We start from the raw sequence: 16648 nt of genomic DNA, 5'->3' as shown, positions 1-16648 counted from the left end.
GATGGGATTTTATCATTTCTGTATATATTTCAATTCCTCTATAAAAGCACGACGTTTTGGATAGGTCTGTAACAGATCTTTAATAAGCTGCCCTGCTTCCACGCTATAGCCTGCTTGTCGCATTTTATTAATTGAATAGCAAACATCCTGATATCTTTTTCGATTAGAAGCTATTTTAGCTTCAGCAGTAATAGTATCAATAAATAGTGCACAGACCTCTTCATAATAAGATTCTTTGATATGAGGATAATACTGTATGATACGTTGCGGCTGTTCTTGGCAATAAGCTAGAATGCGTGCCGTGTGTTGTTCCTCTACAATTAATTTTGGATATAAATAGGAATTTATAAGATGATCTAATAACTCCTCTAAAGCTTCTGGCCATTGTTCAACAGTATAAAGAGCCTTTAATTCTCGATAAAAATCATAATCTCCATTTAATAATAGCTGTAAGGCCAATTGACGCATCTCTTCTGTATGTCCTAAATGCTTATGTGCAATAAAGGCATTGTTTTGCCACTTTCTTAAATTCTTTAAAGATAATTGATGTTGCTTCATTCCGTCTGTTGTTAAATGCAAAACTTTTTCATAATCCCCACGAGTCATAGCAGATTGAATAAGTTGATCACGCATTTCGGCGTTACTAATATGCTGTTCTAAAAATGCTTCTACCTCTTTTTGACTGTATTTTGTCTCTAATAAGTGCAGCTTAATTTGCAGGAGCCTATTGTTATGGCTAGACCCCACGGTGCCTTCTAGCGATTGCAGGAGCGTTTTAAACTGCTCTTCAATGGCATCATCTGCACAAAGAGGGATGCAAGCATGCAGTAGAGATATTCGATATTCTGCCCAATCTTCCAATATAGGCTGCATAGCTTTTTGAATGACAAGCTGATACACGTTTTCATATTGCCCCTTTGTCCAAATCTCAACACCGTCTTGAATAGCCCCATTAATCACTGCAATGCTATTATCAAGCGCTTGGCTAAAATCACCATAAAAGTCATCGCCATATTGTCCTGCTTCGATTGTGTATTGTAGACATAGAAAGCTTAGTTCAATAGCTGTTAGATAGTCGCCATTATCAAGCTGTTCCTCTGCCTGATGAATTGTTGTATAGATGCCTTTGAGTGCTTTTGTTGCTCGATGTTGTGGGATAAAGTTATCATGCCTGTCTTGCTCAGCTCGTAGATGATGGACAATTAATTTTTCTGAAGCTGCTATAATATCTGTCGGCTTCATTAAGTGTATTTCCAATTCTTTTAGAAATTGAGGCGTACTTTTGCCCACTGTTAAAATTAAGTTGATTAAATTCTCCTTTGATTGTGCTACTAACAATTGCTGTAATGTGGATTGCTGTTTCTGTGATACTAGAGGTGGCTTATTAAACTGCTCTTGTATGGTGTATAAAACAGCAACCATATGCTTACAATCATTATCATAAGGACAATCACAATCCACATAGGTAATATGACCGTTTTCTTCAATCTCTACATTTACAGTATAGAGCTCACTGCCTTCGACCTCTGCTTGCCAATTGTGTTCATCAATTGCGATAACATCAATAACATATTCATTGATAAAGTAATCGTAACCACGCTGCAAAATTATTTTATTAAAGTGCTTTTCAAAAGTATGAATGTTCATTGTGCCCCACCTATCATATTAGCGTTACAATAAGCATATCAAAAATGGCTAGAATGTTAACAATCATGTAATGAGAATTAGTCACAACACTTATTGCCTAGGAAATATGGTAAACTGTCTATACATAAAAAATCGTAAAGGTAGGTGAATGCTGCTACTAATAGGTGGCAGTATCATATGTTTCGAATTGGACAAGGTTTTGATGTACATGCATTTGAGGAAGGGCGTCCATTAATTATTGGAGGTATTACAATTCCGCATGAAAAAGGGCTTGTTGGCCACTCTGATGCAGATGTTTTATTACACACGGTTACAGATGCAGCACTAGGAGCAATTGGAGAAGGTGATATTGGTCGTCATTTTCCAGATACAGACCCTGCCTTTAAGGATGCGGATTCAGCCAAGTTATTAGAACATATTTGGAAGATTGTTGAGGATAAAGGCTATGTTCTCGGTAATATAGATTGTACAATTATGGCACAGCGTCCAAAAATGGCTCCATATATTGAGCAGATGAAAAATTGTATTGCGGAATTATTACACGCAGAGCCGTCACAGGTGAATGTAAAGGCAACGACAACGGAACAACTGGGCTTTACTGGACGTGAGGAAGGTATAGCAGCAATGGCTACCATCCTCTTGATTAAGAAATAAATAGGCAAGAACCTTGCTTTTATTTCCCGTAGCAGAATGGTAAAATAAACAAAGTCAATTTTTGATCGAAAATTTAGGAGGCTTTTAATTATGACGAAAGAAGTTCGTGTGCGCTACGCCCCATCTCCAACAGGTTATTTACATATTGGTGGAGCACGTACAGCATTATTCAATTATTTATATGCCAAACATCATAACGGTAAATTTATTGTACGTATTGAGGATACAGATATTGAACGTAATATAGAGGGCGGAGAGGCATCTCAGCTAGAAAACCTCAAGTGGCTAGGTATTGAATATGATGAGTCAATTGATATTGGTGGCCCTTATGCACCTTACCGACAAATGGAACGTCTCGATATTTACAAAGAGCATGCTGAGAAATTATTGGAGCAGGGCTTAGCTTATAAATGTTTCTGTTCTTCAGAAAAGCTTGAAGCATCTCGTGAAGAGCAAAAGGCTAGAGGTGTAGCAGCGCCTACTTATGATGGCACGTGTCGTCATCTATCAGCAGAGGAAGTTGCAGCGAAAGAGGCAGCAGGCGAGCCATACACAATTCGCATGCGTGTACCTGAGAATGTAACATATGATTTCGAAGATTTAGTGCGTGGACAAGTTACATTTGAGTCCAAAGATATTGGTGATTGGGTACTTGTAAAAGCAAATGGTATCCCGACATATAACTTTGCGGTTGTGTTGGATGATCACTTTATGGAAATTTCTCATGTTTTCCGTGGTGAAGAGCATTTATCGAATACACCAAAGCAAATAATGATTTTTGATGCATTTGGCTGGGAATACCCAACCTTTGGACATATGACACTAATTGTTAATGAAAACCGCAAAAAGTTATCAAAACGTGATGAATCAATTATTCAATTTGTTACACAATATAAAGATTTAGGCTATCTTCCTGAAGCAATGTTTAACTTCTTTGCATTGTTAGGCTGGTCTCCAGAAGGGGAAGAAGAAATTTTCTCAAAAGAAGAATTGATTAAACTATTTGATGAACAACGTCTATCTAAATCACCATCTATGTTCGATAAGCAAAAGTTAACATGGATGAATAATCAATATATTAAAAAATTGCCTTTAGAAGAGGTGGTAGCGTTGTCATTACCGCATTTACAAAAGGCTGGGTTATTGCCTGAGGAACTAACTACAAAGCAACATGCATGGGCAACAGATTTAATTGCACTTTATCATGATCAAATGAGCTTTGGTGCGGAGATTGTTGAATTATCAAGCCTATTCTTTAACGATCATATTGAATATGATGAAGAAGCAAAAGCCGTTTTAGCAGGTGAACAAGTACCTGAGGTTATGGCGGTATTTAAGGCACAGCTTGAAGAGTTAGACGAATTTACACCAGAAGCCATAAAAGCTGCTATCAAGGCTGTACAAAAAGCAACAGGCCATAAAGGGAAAAATTTATTTATGCCAATCCGTGTTGTAGCAACAGGGGAAACACATGGACCAGAGCTACCAAATGCAATTTGCTTAATTGGTAAAGAAAAAACGATTGATCGCGTAGAAAAGTTTGCACAATAAAGAGAACTTTATTGACAATTAATGCGTTCGTTGTAAAATGTATTTACATTGAAAAAAGCGTTGAGAAGGAGAAGTAAGTGGCGCATGCTCTCAAGAGAGGACCATCACCGGCTGAAAATGGTCTGAGCCTAGGCAAAACTGAAATGCACCTTTGAGCATAGAGCTGAACATATAGTAGGCTTTATCGAGTCGTTCCCGTTAAAGAACGTCCAGAGTGGAAGGTTTTTTGCCTTCAATCAGAGTGGAACCACGCAAATTAGGCGTCTCTGTCATTCCTTTTGGGGATGATAGGGGCGTTTTTTTATTTTACGAACATAAGGAGGTATAGAAATTTAAGTGATAAGATGCGTGGAGCATCTCAGGATTACCTGTAACTGATAGGGATGTGGTTGTTTTAAAAGAAGTACCACCCATACTACAGTTGTCAAATTCCTGATAAAATGGGGAGAAGGCTAGATCATCAGAATATGGTAGGTAGATTAGTAAAGAAATTAAATATTTAGAAGGAGAGGGGAACACAATGAGTATTCAAATTTTTAACTCATTAACAAGACAAAAGGAAACCTTTGTACCACTAGAAGAAGGCAAAGTGAAAATGTATGTTTGCGGGCCGACTGTCTATAACTATATCCATATTGGGAATTCTCGCCCTGTCATTGTCTATGATACAGTACGTCGATATTTCCAATATAAAGGCTATGATGTGAAGTTTGTCTCAAATTTTACAGATGTAGATGATAAAATTATTAAAGCAGCAAATGAGCTGGGCGAAGAAGTAAATGAATTAACAGAGCGTTTTATTGCTGCCTATTTTGAAGATGTGACAGCATTAGGCTGCAAAAAGGCAGATGTTCATCCACGCGTAACAGAGCATATGGATGATATTATTGAATTTATTAAAGTGTTAATTGCTAAAGGCTATGCGTATGAATCTGCTGGTGATGTCTATTACCGCACGCGTAAATTTGATGGTTATGGTAAATTATCACATCAATCAGTGGATGATTTAAAAATTGGCGCTCGTATTGAAGCGGGTGAGAAAAAAGACGACGCATTGGATTTTGCATTATGGAAAGCGGCTAAGCCGGGCGAAATTCGCTGGGAAAGCCCTTGGGGAGCGGGTCGTCCTGGCTGGCATATTGAATGCTCTGTCATGGCTCGTGAACATTTAGGAGATACTATCGATATTCATGCTGGCGGGCAGGATTTAACCTTCCCACATCATGAGAATGAGATTGCTCAATCAGAGGCACATAATGATAAAACATTTGCACGTTATTGGATGCATAATGGCTATATTAATATTGATAATGAAAAGATGTCTAAATCTCTTGGAAATTTTGTTTTGGTCAATGATATTCGTAAGCAAATTGATCCTCAAACGTTACGTTTCTTTATGCTTTCGGTTCATTATCGTCATCCAATTAACTTTGCAAAAGATTTGGTGGAGGCAGCGGCAGCTGGTTTAGAGCGCATTCGTACAGCCTACAACAATGTTAAGTATCGTTTAACGACGACGGTAAGCCTAGGCGATCATACAGAAGAATGGCTAAGCAAAATTGCTGATCAAAAAGCACTCTTTGAAGAGGCGATGGATGATGATTTTAATACAGCTAACGCTATTTCAGTATTATTTGAGCTAGCACGTATTGCTAACATTTATTTGAACGAAACAAATACTTGCAAAAAAGTATTGGAAAGCTTTATTGAAACTTTTGAGGTACTAGGTGACGTCTTAGGTATTGAATTTGTAAAAGAGGAAGAGCTATTAGATGAAGAAATTGACGCATTACTACAAGAGCGCGTAGAGGCACGTAAAAACCGTGATTTTGCTCGTTCTGATGAGATTCGTGACCATTTGCAAGCACAAGGTATCATTTTAGAGGATACGCGACAAGGAACTAGATGGAAACGAGGGTAAGTAACTTGGATAAACTTCGTAATGAAGATATTAAGCAATTAAATGCACTGGCGTTAGCCTATATGGGTGACGCCGTGCTAGAACAAAAGGTGCGTGAGCATTTACTGCGCTCGGGCCGAGTTAAACCAAATACACTTCATCGAGAGGCAACGAACTACGTATCAGCAAAAGCACAGTCTTTGATTGTACATCGTATGATGGATGAATGTTATTTAACAGAGGAGGAGTTGGCTGTGTTCCGTCGCGGACGCAATGCCAAATCGGGCTCTGTACCGAAAAATACAGATGTTCAAACTTATCGTAATAGCTCAGGCTTTGAGGCGGTGCTTGGTAGTTTGTATTTATTAAATGAACTAGAACGCGTCTATGAAATTATTGCATATGCTATTCAAATAATCGAGGAATCGAAAGGAGTGTTAAAATAATGGTAGAACAAAATGGTGAAATCATTGCTGGTAAAAACCCAGTATTAGAGGCACTTCGTTCAGGTCGTGATATGAATAAAGTATGGATTGCAGAAGGCGTCAAAAAATCGGGTATCAATGAATTGCTAGATTTAGCACGTGAACGTGGTATTATTGTTCAATTTGTACCGAAAAAGAAAGTCGATCAATTATCAAGTGCAAATCACCAAGGAATTGTTGCTGCTGTTGCTGCATATAAATATGCTGAGCTTGAGGATTTATTTACAGCAGCGGTCAAAAAACAGGAGGATCCTTTTTTTCTAATTTTAGATGAACTAGAGGACCCACATAACCTAGGCTCAATTATGAGAACAGCTGATGCAATTGGTGTGCATGGTATCATTATTCCAAAACGTCGTTCAGTAAGTTTAACGGCTGTAGTAGCAAAGGCATCCACGGGTGCTATTGAACATGTGCCAGTTGTACGTGTGAATAATCTTGCTCAAACAGTCGATGAATTAAAAGAACGAGGTATATGGATTGCTGGTACTGATGCAAAAGGCTCTGCTGACTATCGAGAAATGGATGCAACATTACCCTTAGCGATTATTATTGGCAGTGAAGGCAAGGGCATGAGTCGCTTGTTAAAAGAGAAATGCGATTTTTTATACCATTTACCAATGATAGGGCATGTTACATCACTAAACGCCTCAGTTGCTGCAGCGCTTTTAATGTATGAAGTGTATCGTAAGCGTCAAGAAGCGAATGAGTAACAATGAAAACCATTTTGCTTGTTGATGGCTATAATATGATTGGGTCTTGGAAGGAACTACGGCCATTACGCGATACAAATTTTGAAGATGCGCGCAGAAGATTAATTGAACTGATGGCTGAGTATAAGGCAGCTATGGGCTGGCGTGTAATTATCGTTTTTGATGCACATCTTGTATCTGGCATTGAGCAAGCTTATATAGAAAATGATGTAGAAGTCATTTATACTCGAAAAAATGAAACAGCAGATGAGCGTATTGAAAAAATGACGCATGAATTAAAAGCGAGGAATGTCCAAATTCATGTAGCAACATCTGATATGGCAGAGCAAAGTGTGATTTTTGGTAATGGCGCTCTACGCAAATCAGCTAGAGAGCTAGAAATTGAAATAAATATTATTCAGCATAAAATTTCGCATGATGTAAAGCGTAAGCAAGAAAGTAAGCCACCTTCTCGTATCGAATTAAAGCCAGATGTTGCACTGGCTTTCGAAAAATGGCGACGAGGCTTGAAATGATTGATTGACGCATATTTTCCAATTCCGTTATACTGTTCCTAATTATCTGTTGTAACTGAGGTGATACCATGTTTAAAAATAGCATTGTAAAAGTGGCAAAAGATTTTGAACAATTCAATGATGAAGAGCTTATTGAAATGGTGCATCAAGGTAATACAGATGCGTTGGATTATTTAATTACAAAATATCGTCTGTTAGTAAGAGCCAAGGCAAGGTCCTATTTCTTAATCGGAGCAGATAAAGAAGACATTGTGCAGGAGGGCATGATCGGTTTATATAAAGCGATTCGTGATTTTAAGGGAGATAAGTTGGCATCTTTTAGAGCTTTTGCGGAGCTATGTATTACAAGACAGATTATTACGGCCATTAAAACAGCAACCAGGCAAAAGCATATACCACTCAATTCCTATATTTCTTTGGACAAGCCTATCTTTGACGAAGAGTCAGATCGGACGCTAATGGATGTATTAACAGGCGCTATTATGGATGATCCAGAAGAATTAATGATTCATAGAGAAGAATTTGGGTACTTGGAAGAAAAGATGAGTGAAATTTTAAGTGAATTAGAACGTCAAGTTTTAGCTTTATACCTAGATGGTCAGTCCTATCATGAAATTTCTGCAAAACTAAATCGTCATGTAAAATCTATCGATAATGCATTGCAACGGGTAAAACGTAAATTAGAACGCCATTTAGTGCTTGAAGAAATGTTTTAGTGGATATAGGCCTTTATTGACATTGACAAATGTAGGTGTTAGTCTTAAAAAGATAAAGTGCCGAAAAAGGTGATTGTATTGGCAAAAAAAGTCGTGCTAAATTGCGAAAAATGCGGATCGAGAAATTACACATTTCAGGCTAAAGAAGGTTCTGTTGTACGCCTTGAATTAAAGAAATTTTGCACCCATTGCAATGAACATACAGTGCATAAACAAACACTATAAAATGATATGTAAATAGACGGATATAATTATTTGGAGGTTAGGCTAGAATGGGCAAGATCAAAGGCTTTTTAAGCAATGTAATGTCGGAAATGCGCAAAACGAGCTGGCCAAAAAGTAAAGAGCTGACGAAATATACAGTCGTTGTAATTTCCACAGTCGTGGTGATGGCTCTGTTTTTTGTGTTAGTTGACTTAGGTATTTCATCATTATTCCGCTGGTACTTAGATTTATAAACTTTAGTAAATAGCATGTTAATATTTTTGAAATAGCCCGTCCAATGCAATAACGGGTTTTTTCGTTTGTTCGATCTTCATGGCAAATAGATGGAGTGAAGGGCAGTAAATGATTCTCGTTTACGATAAATATGCTACTAACTAGAGAGTATGGTGGTAGCAATAGATGACAATGCTAGATTTGGTATAGAGCATCGTGCTTTTGCTAGCTAGTGAGCAAGGGCTGTATTTAATCGAATGAGATACTTGTGGAAAAGAGTGAGAGCAGCATATCACGATTCATTTTCACTTTTATTTGTAAGGGAGGGACGGACGAGAAGTCCTAATAGTTATGGAGAAAAATTGGTATGTTGTTCATACGTATTCAGGGTATGAAAACCGTGTAAAAGCAAACCTAGAAAAGCGTGTAGAGACAATGGGCATGCAAGATAAAATCTTCCGTGTAATTGTTCCTGAACATGAAGAAACAGAAATGAAGGATGGGAAAAAGCGTACAATGATGCGTAAAGTTTTCCCTGGTTATGTGTTAGTAGAGTTAATCATGACTGATGACTCTTGGTATGTAGTACGAAATACGCCTGGTGTTACGGGCTTTATCGGTTCATCTGGTGGAGGAGCAAAACCAACACCTTTATTACCGGAAGAAGCGGATCGACTACTGCAACAAATGGGTATGACTGATAAAGTTGTAGAAGTGGACATTACTGTTGGTGAATCAGTGGAAGTATTAGAAGGGCCATTTGCTCATTTCCAAGGACGTGTTGAAGAAATTGACACAGAAAAAGGCAAAATAAAAGTGACGGTTGATATGTTTGGCCGTGAAACGATTATGGAGCTAAACTTTGAACAAGTTCAAAAATTATAGTTTTCGTAACAGAATCGCGATTCGCCAAGTGGTAGATATTTCGCAGATTTTGTTAATTACTACTTGCTTAAAGATTTCAAAAGTGGTATCATTTCATAGGTCAGACTGTCATACTTTGTTTTGACGTCTGTAATGATAATTTTAATGTTATCGGCACTAGCTGACAGACAGATATTGAGTGGGAGGGGCAACCCAATTACCACATCACGGACTTAAGGAGGTGTGTCTCGTGGCTAAAAAAGTTATTAAAGTTGTAAAACTTCAAATCCCTGCTGGTAAAGCTAACCCAGCTCCACCGGTTGGTCCTGCATTAGGTCAAGCAGGTGTGAATATCATGGGATTCTGTAAAGAATTTAATGCACGTACTGCTGATCAAGCTGGTCTTATTATTCCAGTTGAAATTTCAGTATTCGAGGACCGTTCTTTCACTTTCATTACAAAAACTCCACCTGCAGCAGTTCTACTTAAAGTAGCAGCTGGTATCCAATCAGGATCTGGTGAACCAAACCGTAAAAAAGTGGCAACGGTTAAACGTGACAAAGTTCGCGAAATCGCTGAAACTAAAATGCCAGACCTTAACGCTGCTTCAGTGGAAGCTGCTATGTTAATGGTTGAGGGTACTGCGCGTAGCATGGGTATTGTTATCGAAGACTAATACCAATTACTTGATGTATTGTTTTTTGGAAGGTTGCGAAGTTTCTTTGTGAACACGCAACCTTTATTCGTGGGAGGTAAAATCCGTTATAACCACAATCAAGGAGGAATTATATAATGGCTAAAAAAGGTAAAAAACTGCAAGATGCAGCAAAATTAATTGATCGTAACGCACTATACAGTGCACAAGAAGCAATCGAACTTGCTCAAAAAACTAGCACAGTAAACTTCGACGCTACTGTAGAAGTTGCTTTCCGTTTAGGTATTGATACTCGTAAAAATGACCAACAAATCCGTGGTGCAGTAGTGCTACCAAACGGTACTGGTAAAACTCAACGTGTATTAGTGTTCGCAAAAGGTGAAAAACTTAAAGAAGCAGAAGCAGCTGGTGCTGATTATGTAGGCGATGCAGAGTACATCCAAAAAATCCAACAAGGTTGGTTCGATTTTGATGTAATCGTAGCAACTCCTGACATGATGGGGGAAGTTGGTAAGCTTGGTCGTGTATTAGGACCTAAGGGCTTAATGCCAAACCCTAAAACTGGTACAGTTACTTTTGATGTAACAAAAGCTATCGAAGAAATCAAAGCTGGTAAAGTAGAATACCGTGCTGATAAAGCTGGTATTATTCATGCTCCTATTGGTAAAGTTTCTTTCCCAGCAGAAAAATTAGCAGAAAACTTCTTAGCTGTTTTTGATGTAGTACAAAAAGCAAAACCTGCAGCAGCTAAAGGTACTTACATGAAATCTGTAAATATTACAACTACAATGGGCCCTGCTGTAAAAGTGGATGCTGCTAACGTAGTAGTAAAATAATTTATATATATGTTGACTACAGTATTTATATGTGATAATATAAACGCTGTTGTGAATTATCCATTTGTACCGTAGACAGTAGGAGTGACTTGTCACTTAATGTTCCTACCGAGGACATCGGAATTCAGATTCTTATTTTAAAGATGATGACTTTCAGCCTCTGTGTCTATTTGACCCAGAGGCTTTTCTTTTGTCGGTATAAATGACCCATTCTAATAGGAGGTGTCATCATGAGCAAAGCAATCGAAAACAAACAAGTACAAGTTCAAGAGATTACTGAAAAATTCCAAAACGCTACTTCTGTAGTAGTTGTGGATTACCGTGGTCTTAATGTTGCACAAGTAACTGAGCTTCGTAAACAACTTCGTGAAGCTGGCGTTGAGTTTAAAGTTTACAAAAACACTTTAACTCGTCGTGCTACTGAAGCTGCTGGTCTCGAAGGAATCAATGAAGTATTAGTTGGTCCTAACGCAATTGCGTTCTCAAATGAAGATGTTGTAGCGCCTGCTAAAATCATCAACGAGTTCGCTAAGAAAAACGAAGCTTTAGAAATTAAAGCTGGTATTATTGAAGGTACAGTTGCTTCTGTTGAAGATGTTAAAGCACTTGCAGAACTTCCATCACGCGAAGGTCTACTTTCTATGCTTTTATCTGTACTTCAAGCTCCAGTGCGTAACTTCGCACTTGCAACAAAAGCTGTTGCAGAACAAAAAGAAGAACAAGGCGCGTAATATAATTCGCACTAACGCTTCTGTGGCATAGTCCACAAAAATAAAACCTTATCCAACTTAGGAGGAAATTATAATGAATAAAGAGCAAATCTTAGAAGCTATCAAAGCTATGACAGTTCTTGAATTAAACGATTTAGTAAAAGCTATCGAAGAAGAATTCGGTGTAACAGCTGCTGCTCCTGTAGCAGTAGTTGCTGGTGGTGCTGCTGGCGCTGCTGAAGAAAAAACTGAGTTCGATGTAGTATTAGCAGCTGCTGGTGCAGAAAAAATTAAAGTAATCAAAGTGGTTCGTGAAATCACTGGTTTAGGTCTTAAAGAAGCTAAAGAAGTTGTAGATAACGCTCCTAAAGCTCTTAAAGAAGGTATTTCTAAAGATGAAGCTGAAGAAATCAAAGCTAAACTTGAAGAAGTTGGCGCATCTGTAGAAGTTAAGTAATCTCACCATTACTTTTTTAACAAAAGGAAAGCTCGTCATTTTGGCGAGCTTTTTTCTTCATTCTGAGGAGGCGTGGAAATGTCAGATCATTATTATACAAATAAGCCTCAAACTGAGAGTAAACCTCGTCACTGGACATTTAAGTTACTAGGGCATACGTTTTCCTTTGAAACGGATGCAGGTGTATTTAGTAAAAGCGAAGTAGATTTTGGATCCCGTGTTTTAATAGACGCTTTTCAAATGCCTGATATTGATGGTGCAATTTTTGATGTAGGTTGTGGATATGGGCCGATAGGGTTATCAATTGCCAAAGCAAATCCAGACCGTACCGTTTTTATGATGGATATAAATGAACGTGCAGTTGCGCTTTCACAAAAAAATGCGCAAGTAAACGGTGTTCAAAATGTGCGAATATTTGTGAGTGACGGCCTATCGATGGCTGATAAAGGTGTAAAAGCCGCAGCTATCTTAACGAATCCACCAATTCGTGCAGGGAAGGAAACAATTTTCCGTTTTTATGATGGAGCCTATGATCAATTAGTATCATCTGGTGAGCTGTGGGTAGTTATTCAGAAAAAGCAAGGAGCGCCATCAACAGTTAGTTACTTAGAAGAAAAATTTTCAACAGTCGATGTTGTAGAGAAGAAAAAAGGGTACTGGATAGTACGCGCAAAAAAATAAATGAAATATGTATAATTTATTGACTTGACAATACGGCTATGATAATATGGTAAAATGCAAAAATATTATTTTGAGGTCGTATGCCCTTTTGTATAAAAATGTTTTAATATGGGTATACTTGCCAAGATAAGTTTAGTTAACCGAAAATGAGATCTTTTTGAAGACTCGTTTTCTTTTTGTCTTTCGAAATCATACACTATTTGTATGATTTTGCAAAGACCTAATATCGCTTTATTGAGGGGTGAATGAGTTGACAGGTCAACTAGTTCAGTACGGACAACACCGCCAGCGTAGAAGCTTTGCGCGTATTAAAGAGGTGCTTGAGCTTCCAAATCTGATTGAGATTCAAACGGCGTCTTACGAGTGGTTCCTTGAAGAAGGTTTACGTGAAATGTTCCGTGACATTTCACCGATCGAGGACTTTACAGGTAATCTTTCATTAGAATTCATCGATTATTCATTGGGTGATCCTAAATATGATGTTGATGAATGTAAAGAGCGAGATGTTACTTACGCAGCTCCATTACGTGTGAAAGTGCGTCTTTACAACAAAGAAACAGACGAAGTGAAAGAACAAGATGTCTTTATGGGTGATTTCCCGTTAATGACAGAAACAGGGACGTTCATTATCAATGGTGCTGAACGCGTTATCGTTTCACAATTAGTTCGTTCACCAAGTGTATATTTCCATGATAAAACTGATAAAAACGGTAAAAAAGGTTTTGGCGCTACAGTTATTCCAAACCGTGGTGCATGGCTAGAGTATGAAACGGATGCTAAGGATGTAGTATACGTACGTATTGATCGTACACGTAAACTACCTGTAACAGTGTTACTTCGTGCATTAGGCTTTGGCTCAGACCAAGAAATTATCGATATTATTGGTGATAATGAATATTTACGTAATACGTTAGAGAAGGATAACTCTGAAAGTACAGAAAAAGCACTTTTAGAAATCTATGAGCGTTTACGTCCAGGTGAGCCGCCAACAGTTGAAAGTGCGAAGAGCTTATTATATTCTCGTTTCTTCGATGCAAAACGCTATGACTTAGCGAATGTTGGTCGCTACAAAATGAATAAAAAGCTTCATATCAAAAATCGCTTATTCAACCAAACGATTGCTGAAACGCTTGTAGATCCAGAAACAGGCGAAATTTTAGTAGAAAAAGGTACAGTGCTTGACCGTCGTACTTTAGATAAAATTTTACCTTACCTTGAAGATGCTTCAAAAGGTATTGGTTACCGTACTTTATCACAGGTTGGTGGGGTGCTTGAGGATGATGTAACCATCCAATCTATTAAAATTTATGCACCGAATGATGAAGCACAAAAGGAAATTAATATTATTGGTAATGCGTACATTGAAGAAGAAGTGAAAAATATTACGCCTGCTGATGTTTTAGCTTCAGTAAGCTATTTCTTCAACCTCCTTTACCATGTAGGGTCAACGGATGATATTGACCATTTAGGTAACCGTCGCCTGCGCTCTGTTGGTGAGTTACTACAAAACCAATTCCGTATCGGGCTATCTCGTATGGAACGTGTAGTACGTGAACGTATGTCTATTAACGATACGGCTTCTATTGTGCCACAACAGTTAATTAATATTCGTCCTGTTATTGCGTCAATTAAAGAGTTCTTCGGAAGCTCACAATTATCACAATTCATGGACCAAACAAACCCATTAGCGGAGTTAACGCATAAGCGTCGTCTATCTGCTTTAGGACCTGGTGGTTTAACACGTGAGCGTGCTGGTTTCGAAGTACGTGATGTTCACTACTCTCACTATGGTCGTATGTGTCCGATTGAGACACCAGAGGGTCCAAACATTGGTTTAATCAACTCCTTATCTTCATTTGCCAAGGTAAATAAATTTGGTTTCATTGAGACACCTTATCGTCGTATTGACCATGAAACGGGCAAAGTGACAGATCAGATTGATTATTTAACAGCTGATGAAGAAGATAACTACTATGTAGCACAAGCAAATTCATCATTAAATCCAGATGGTACTTTTGCTAATGATGAAGTAGTAGGTCGTTTCCGTGGTGATAACACGGTATTCAGTAAAGCGCAAATGGACTACATGGATGTATCTCCTAAACAAGTTGTCTCTGCAGCGACTGCATGTATACCGTTCTTAGAAAACGATGACTCAAACCGTGCACTTATGGGTGCCAACATGCAACGTCAAGCAGTTCCACTACTTAACCCAGAAGCACCATTCGTTGGTACGGGTATGGAACATGTTGATGCGCGTGATTCAGGTGCAGCTGTAGTAGCGAAGTATGATGGTATTGTTGAGCACGTTGAAGCTCGCTCTATCCATGTACGCCGCATTGAAGTTGTAGACGGCAAAGAGGTTAAAGGCGATTTAACAAAATATAAATTACAGAAGTTCATTCGTTCTAACCAAGGTACTTCATATAACCAACGTCCACTTGTAAAAGTAGGCGAACGTGTGAAACCTCGTGATATTTTAGCAGATGGTCCATCAATGGAAAAAGGCGAACTAGCTCTTGGACGTAACGTACTGGTTGCATTCATGACTTGGAACGGCTTTAACTATGAGGATGCTGTTATTATGAGTGAGCGCCTTGTAAAAGACGATGTCTATACATCTGTTCATATCGAAGAATATGAATCAGAATCTCGTGATACAAAGCTTGGACCAGAAGAAATCACTCGTGATATTCCAAACGTCGGAGAAGATGCACTTCGTAACCTAGACGAACGTGGTATTATCCGTATTGGTGCGGAAGTACGTGACGGTGACATTCTTGTTGGGAAAGTAACGCCTAAAGGGGTTACAGAATTAACCGCTGAAGAGCGTTTATTACATGCAATCTTCGGTGAAAAGGCTCGTGAGGTTCGAGATACTTCATTACGTGTACCACATGGTGCTGGCGGTATCATTCTTGATGTTAAAGTATTTAACCGTGAAGATGGCGATGAATTACCACCAGGTGTTAACCAATTAGTTCGTGCTTACATTGTTCAAAAACGTAAAATTCGTGTTGGGGACAAAATGGCCGGACGTCATGGTAACAAAGGGGTTATCTCTCGTATCTTACCAGAAGAAGATATGCCATTTATGCCAGATGGCACGCCTGTTGATATCATGTTAAATCCACTTGGTGTACCTTCCCGTATGAATATCGGACAAGTTTTAGAGTTACACTTAGGTATGGCTTCTCGTTATCTAGGCGTTCATATGGCAACACCAGTATTTGATGGTGCTAATGAAGAAGACGTTTGGGAAACAATGGAAGAAGCTGGGATGAACCGTGATGGTAAAACAATCCTGTATGATGGACGTTCTGGTGAACCATTCGATAACCGTGTATCAGTAGGTATCATGTATATGATCAAACTTGCTCACATGGTTGATGATAAACTTCATGCACGTTCAACTGGTCCTTACTCACTTGTTACGCAACAACCACTTGGTGGTAAAGCGCAATTTGGTGGACAACGTTTTGGTGAAATGGAGGTATGGGCACTTGAAGCTTATGGTGCTGCTTATACACTTCAAGAAATCTTAACAGTTAAATCCGATGACGTTGTTGGTCGTGTGAAAACATATGAAGCCATCGTTAAAGGTGAGAGTGTACCAGAACCAGGTGTTCCGGAATCATTCAAAGTATTGATTAAAGAACTTCAATCGCTTGGTATGGATGTTAAGATGTTAACAGTTAATGATGAAGAGGTAGAACTTCGTGATTTAGATGAAGAAGAGGATCTTCAACCTGCTGATGCACTTAATATCGCACCACAGCCAGATACAGAAGAAGAGCCAGTAGAGTCTTTTGAATAATGGATAACC

Annotated in this window: 17 protein-coding genes and 2 other annotated features; of the genes, 16 read left to right on the top strand and 1 reads right to left on the bottom strand. The window is 38.5% G+C overall.

The annotated features are described in order from the left end of the window. Positions 1 to 12: 12 nt before the first annotated feature. Complete coding sequence (locus MHB44_RS22540; protein WP_341300959.1) at positions 13 to 1647, bottom strand: SWIM zinc finger family protein; 1635 nt, start codon at positions 1645 to 1647, stop codon at positions 13 to 15. 177 nt (positions 1648 to 1824) lie between these two features. Between MHB44_RS22540 and ispF the strand changes: the two genes are divergently transcribed. The 16 genes from ispF to rpoB all read left to right on the top strand — a co-directional run bounded on the left by ispF (position 1825) and on the right by rpoB (position 16639). Then, entirely contained in the window at positions 1825 to 2301 is a 477-nt protein-coding gene (gene ispF / locus MHB44_RS22535) for a 2-C-methyl-D-erythritol 2,4-cyclodiphosphate synthase (RefSeq protein ID WP_341300958.1), read from the top strand. Between the two features lie 90 nt (positions 2302 to 2391). Further along, positions 2392 to 3852, top strand: coding sequence for a glutamate--tRNA ligase (gltX, locus tag MHB44_RS22530; protein WP_341300957.1), 1461 nt, complete (start codon positions 2392 to 2394; stop codon positions 3850 to 3852). Positions 3853 to 3903: 51 nt separating this feature from the next. Next, positions 3904 to 4123: a binding site (T-box leader), on the top strand. A 249-nt stretch (positions 4124 to 4372) separates the two neighbouring features. Continuing rightward, on the top strand, positions 4373 to 5773 hold the full coding sequence (gene cysS / locus MHB44_RS22525) for a cysteine--tRNA ligase (protein ID WP_341300956.1): 1401 nt from the start codon (positions 4373 to 4375) through the stop codon (positions 5771 to 5773). Positions 5774 to 5778: 5 nt separating this feature from the next. Continuing rightward, positions 5779 to 6198 carry a Mini-ribonuclease 3 gene (locus MHB44_RS22520; protein WP_341300955.1) on the top strand — a complete coding sequence of 140 codons (420 nt, stop codon included), beginning with the start codon at positions 5779 to 5781 and terminating at the stop codon, positions 6196 to 6198. Then, positions 6198 to 6950, top strand: coding sequence for a 23S rRNA (guanosine(2251)-2'-O)-methyltransferase RlmB (rlmB, locus tag MHB44_RS22515; protein ID WP_341300954.1), 753 nt, complete (start codon positions 6198 to 6200; stop codon positions 6948 to 6950). The genes MHB44_RS22520 and rlmB overlap by 1 nt, the downstream gene beginning before the upstream one ends. A gap of 2 nt (positions 6951 to 6952) precedes the next feature. Further along, complete coding sequence (locus tag MHB44_RS22510; protein ID WP_341300953.1) at positions 6953 to 7465, top strand: NYN domain-containing protein; 513 nt, start codon at positions 6953 to 6955, stop codon at positions 7463 to 7465. Between the two features lie 68 nt (positions 7466 to 7533). Then, entirely contained in the window at positions 7534 to 8181 is a 648-nt protein-coding gene (gene sigH, locus MHB44_RS22505) for an RNA polymerase sporulation sigma factor SigH (protein WP_341300952.1), read from the top strand. 78 nt (positions 8182 to 8259) lie between these two features. Further along, positions 8260 to 8406 carry a 50S ribosomal protein L33 gene (rpmG, locus tag MHB44_RS22500; RefSeq protein WP_341300951.1) on the top strand — a complete coding sequence of 49 codons (147 nt, stop codon included), beginning with the start codon at positions 8260 to 8262 and terminating at the stop codon, positions 8404 to 8406. 47 nt (positions 8407 to 8453) lie between these two features. Continuing rightward, on the top strand, positions 8454 to 8639 hold the full coding sequence (secE, locus tag MHB44_RS22495) for a preprotein translocase subunit SecE (protein ID WP_053997217.1): 186 nt from the start codon (positions 8454 to 8456) through the stop codon (positions 8637 to 8639). A gap of 331 nt (positions 8640 to 8970) precedes the next feature. Continuing rightward, positions 8971 to 9504: a transcription termination/antitermination protein NusG gene (gene nusG / locus MHB44_RS22490; protein ID WP_341300950.1), complete on the top strand. Its 534-nt coding sequence runs from the start codon at positions 8971 to 8973 to the stop codon at positions 9502 to 9504. Between the two features lie 229 nt (positions 9505 to 9733). After that, on the top strand, positions 9734 to 10159 hold the full coding sequence (gene rplK / locus MHB44_RS22485) for a 50S ribosomal protein L11 (protein ID WP_004233593.1): 426 nt from the start codon (positions 9734 to 9736) through the stop codon (positions 10157 to 10159). A 116-nt stretch (positions 10160 to 10275) separates the two neighbouring features. After that, positions 10276 to 10974, top strand: coding sequence for a 50S ribosomal protein L1 (gene rplA / locus MHB44_RS22480; RefSeq protein WP_341300949.1), 699 nt, complete (start codon positions 10276 to 10278; stop codon positions 10972 to 10974). Positions 10975 to 11025: 51 nt separating this feature from the next. Continuing rightward, positions 11026 to 11172: a sequence feature (ribosomal protein L10 leader region), on the top strand. Between the two features lie 32 nt (positions 11173 to 11204). Continuing rightward, a complete protein-coding gene (gene rplJ / locus MHB44_RS22475; RefSeq protein WP_341300948.1) occupies positions 11205 to 11705 on the top strand; it encodes a 50S ribosomal protein L10 in 501 nt (166 codons plus the stop codon). Between the two features lie 73 nt (positions 11706 to 11778). Further along, positions 11779 to 12141, top strand: a complete 363-nt coding sequence (gene rplL, locus MHB44_RS22470) for a 50S ribosomal protein L7/L12 (protein WP_341300947.1) — start codon at positions 11779 to 11781, stop codon at positions 12139 to 12141. Between the two features lie 78 nt (positions 12142 to 12219). Beyond that, the gene (locus MHB44_RS22465) at positions 12220 to 12822 is read left to right on the top strand and encodes a methyltransferase (RefSeq protein WP_341300946.1); all 603 of its coding nucleotides are present in this window, start codon (positions 12220 to 12222) and stop codon (positions 12820 to 12822) included. Positions 12823 to 13063: 241 nt separating this feature from the next. After that, the gene (rpoB, locus tag MHB44_RS22460; RefSeq protein ID WP_341300945.1) at positions 13064 to 16639 is read left to right on the top strand and encodes a DNA-directed RNA polymerase subunit beta; all 3576 of its coding nucleotides are present in this window, start codon (positions 13064 to 13066) and stop codon (positions 16637 to 16639) included. The last annotated feature ends 9 nt before the right edge of the window (positions 16640 to 16648 follow it).

Origin of the sequence: Lysinibacillus sp. FSL H8-0500 (assembly GCF_038051955.1) — a bacterium.
GTDB lineage: Bacteria > Bacillota > Bacilli > Bacillales_A > Planococcaceae > Lysinibacillus > Lysinibacillus macroides.
The sequence above is the reverse complement of the archived record's forward strand: the minus strand, read 5'-3'. Positions and strand labels throughout refer to the sequence as shown.

Excerpts from the sequence above, each read along its gene's own strand:
- MHB44_RS22540 (WP_341300959.1), bottom strand. The coding sequence starts at position 1,647 with ATGAACATTCATACTTTTGAAAAGCACTTTAATAAAATAATTTTGCAG.
- ispF (WP_341300958.1), top strand. The coding sequence starts at position 1,825 with ATGTTTCGAATTGGACAAGGTTTTGATGTACATGCATTTGAGGAAGGG.
- gltX (WP_341300957.1), top strand. The coding sequence starts at position 2,392 with ATGACGAAAGAAGTTCGTGTGCGCTACGCCCCATCTCCAACAGGTTAT.
- cysS (WP_341300956.1), top strand. The coding sequence starts at position 4,373 with ATGAGTATTCAAATTTTTAACTCATTAACAAGACAAAAGGAAACCTTT.
- rlmB (WP_341300954.1), top strand. The coding sequence starts at position 6,198 with ATGGTAGAACAAAATGGTGAAATCATTGCTGGTAAAAACCCAGTATTA.
- MHB44_RS22510 (WP_341300953.1), top strand. The coding sequence starts at position 6,953 with ATGAAAACCATTTTGCTTGTTGATGGCTATAATATGATTGGGTCTTGG.
- sigH (WP_341300952.1), top strand. The coding sequence starts at position 7,534 with ATGTTTAAAAATAGCATTGTAAAAGTGGCAAAAGATTTTGAACAATTC.
- secE (WP_053997217.1), top strand. The coding sequence starts at position 8,454 with ATGGGCAAGATCAAAGGCTTTTTAAGCAATGTAATGTCGGAAATGCGC.
- nusG (WP_341300950.1), top strand. The coding sequence starts at position 8,971 with ATGGAGAAAAATTGGTATGTTGTTCATACGTATTCAGGGTATGAAAAC.
- rplA (WP_341300949.1), top strand. The coding sequence starts at position 10,276 with ATGGCTAAAAAAGGTAAAAAACTGCAAGATGCAGCAAAATTAATTGAT.
- rplJ (WP_341300948.1), top strand. The coding sequence starts at position 11,205 with ATGAGCAAAGCAATCGAAAACAAACAAGTACAAGTTCAAGAGATTACT.
- rplL (WP_341300947.1), top strand. The coding sequence starts at position 11,779 with ATGAATAAAGAGCAAATCTTAGAAGCTATCAAAGCTATGACAGTTCTT.
- MHB44_RS22465 (WP_341300946.1), top strand. The coding sequence starts at position 12,220 with ATGTCAGATCATTATTATACAAATAAGCCTCAAACTGAGAGTAAACCT.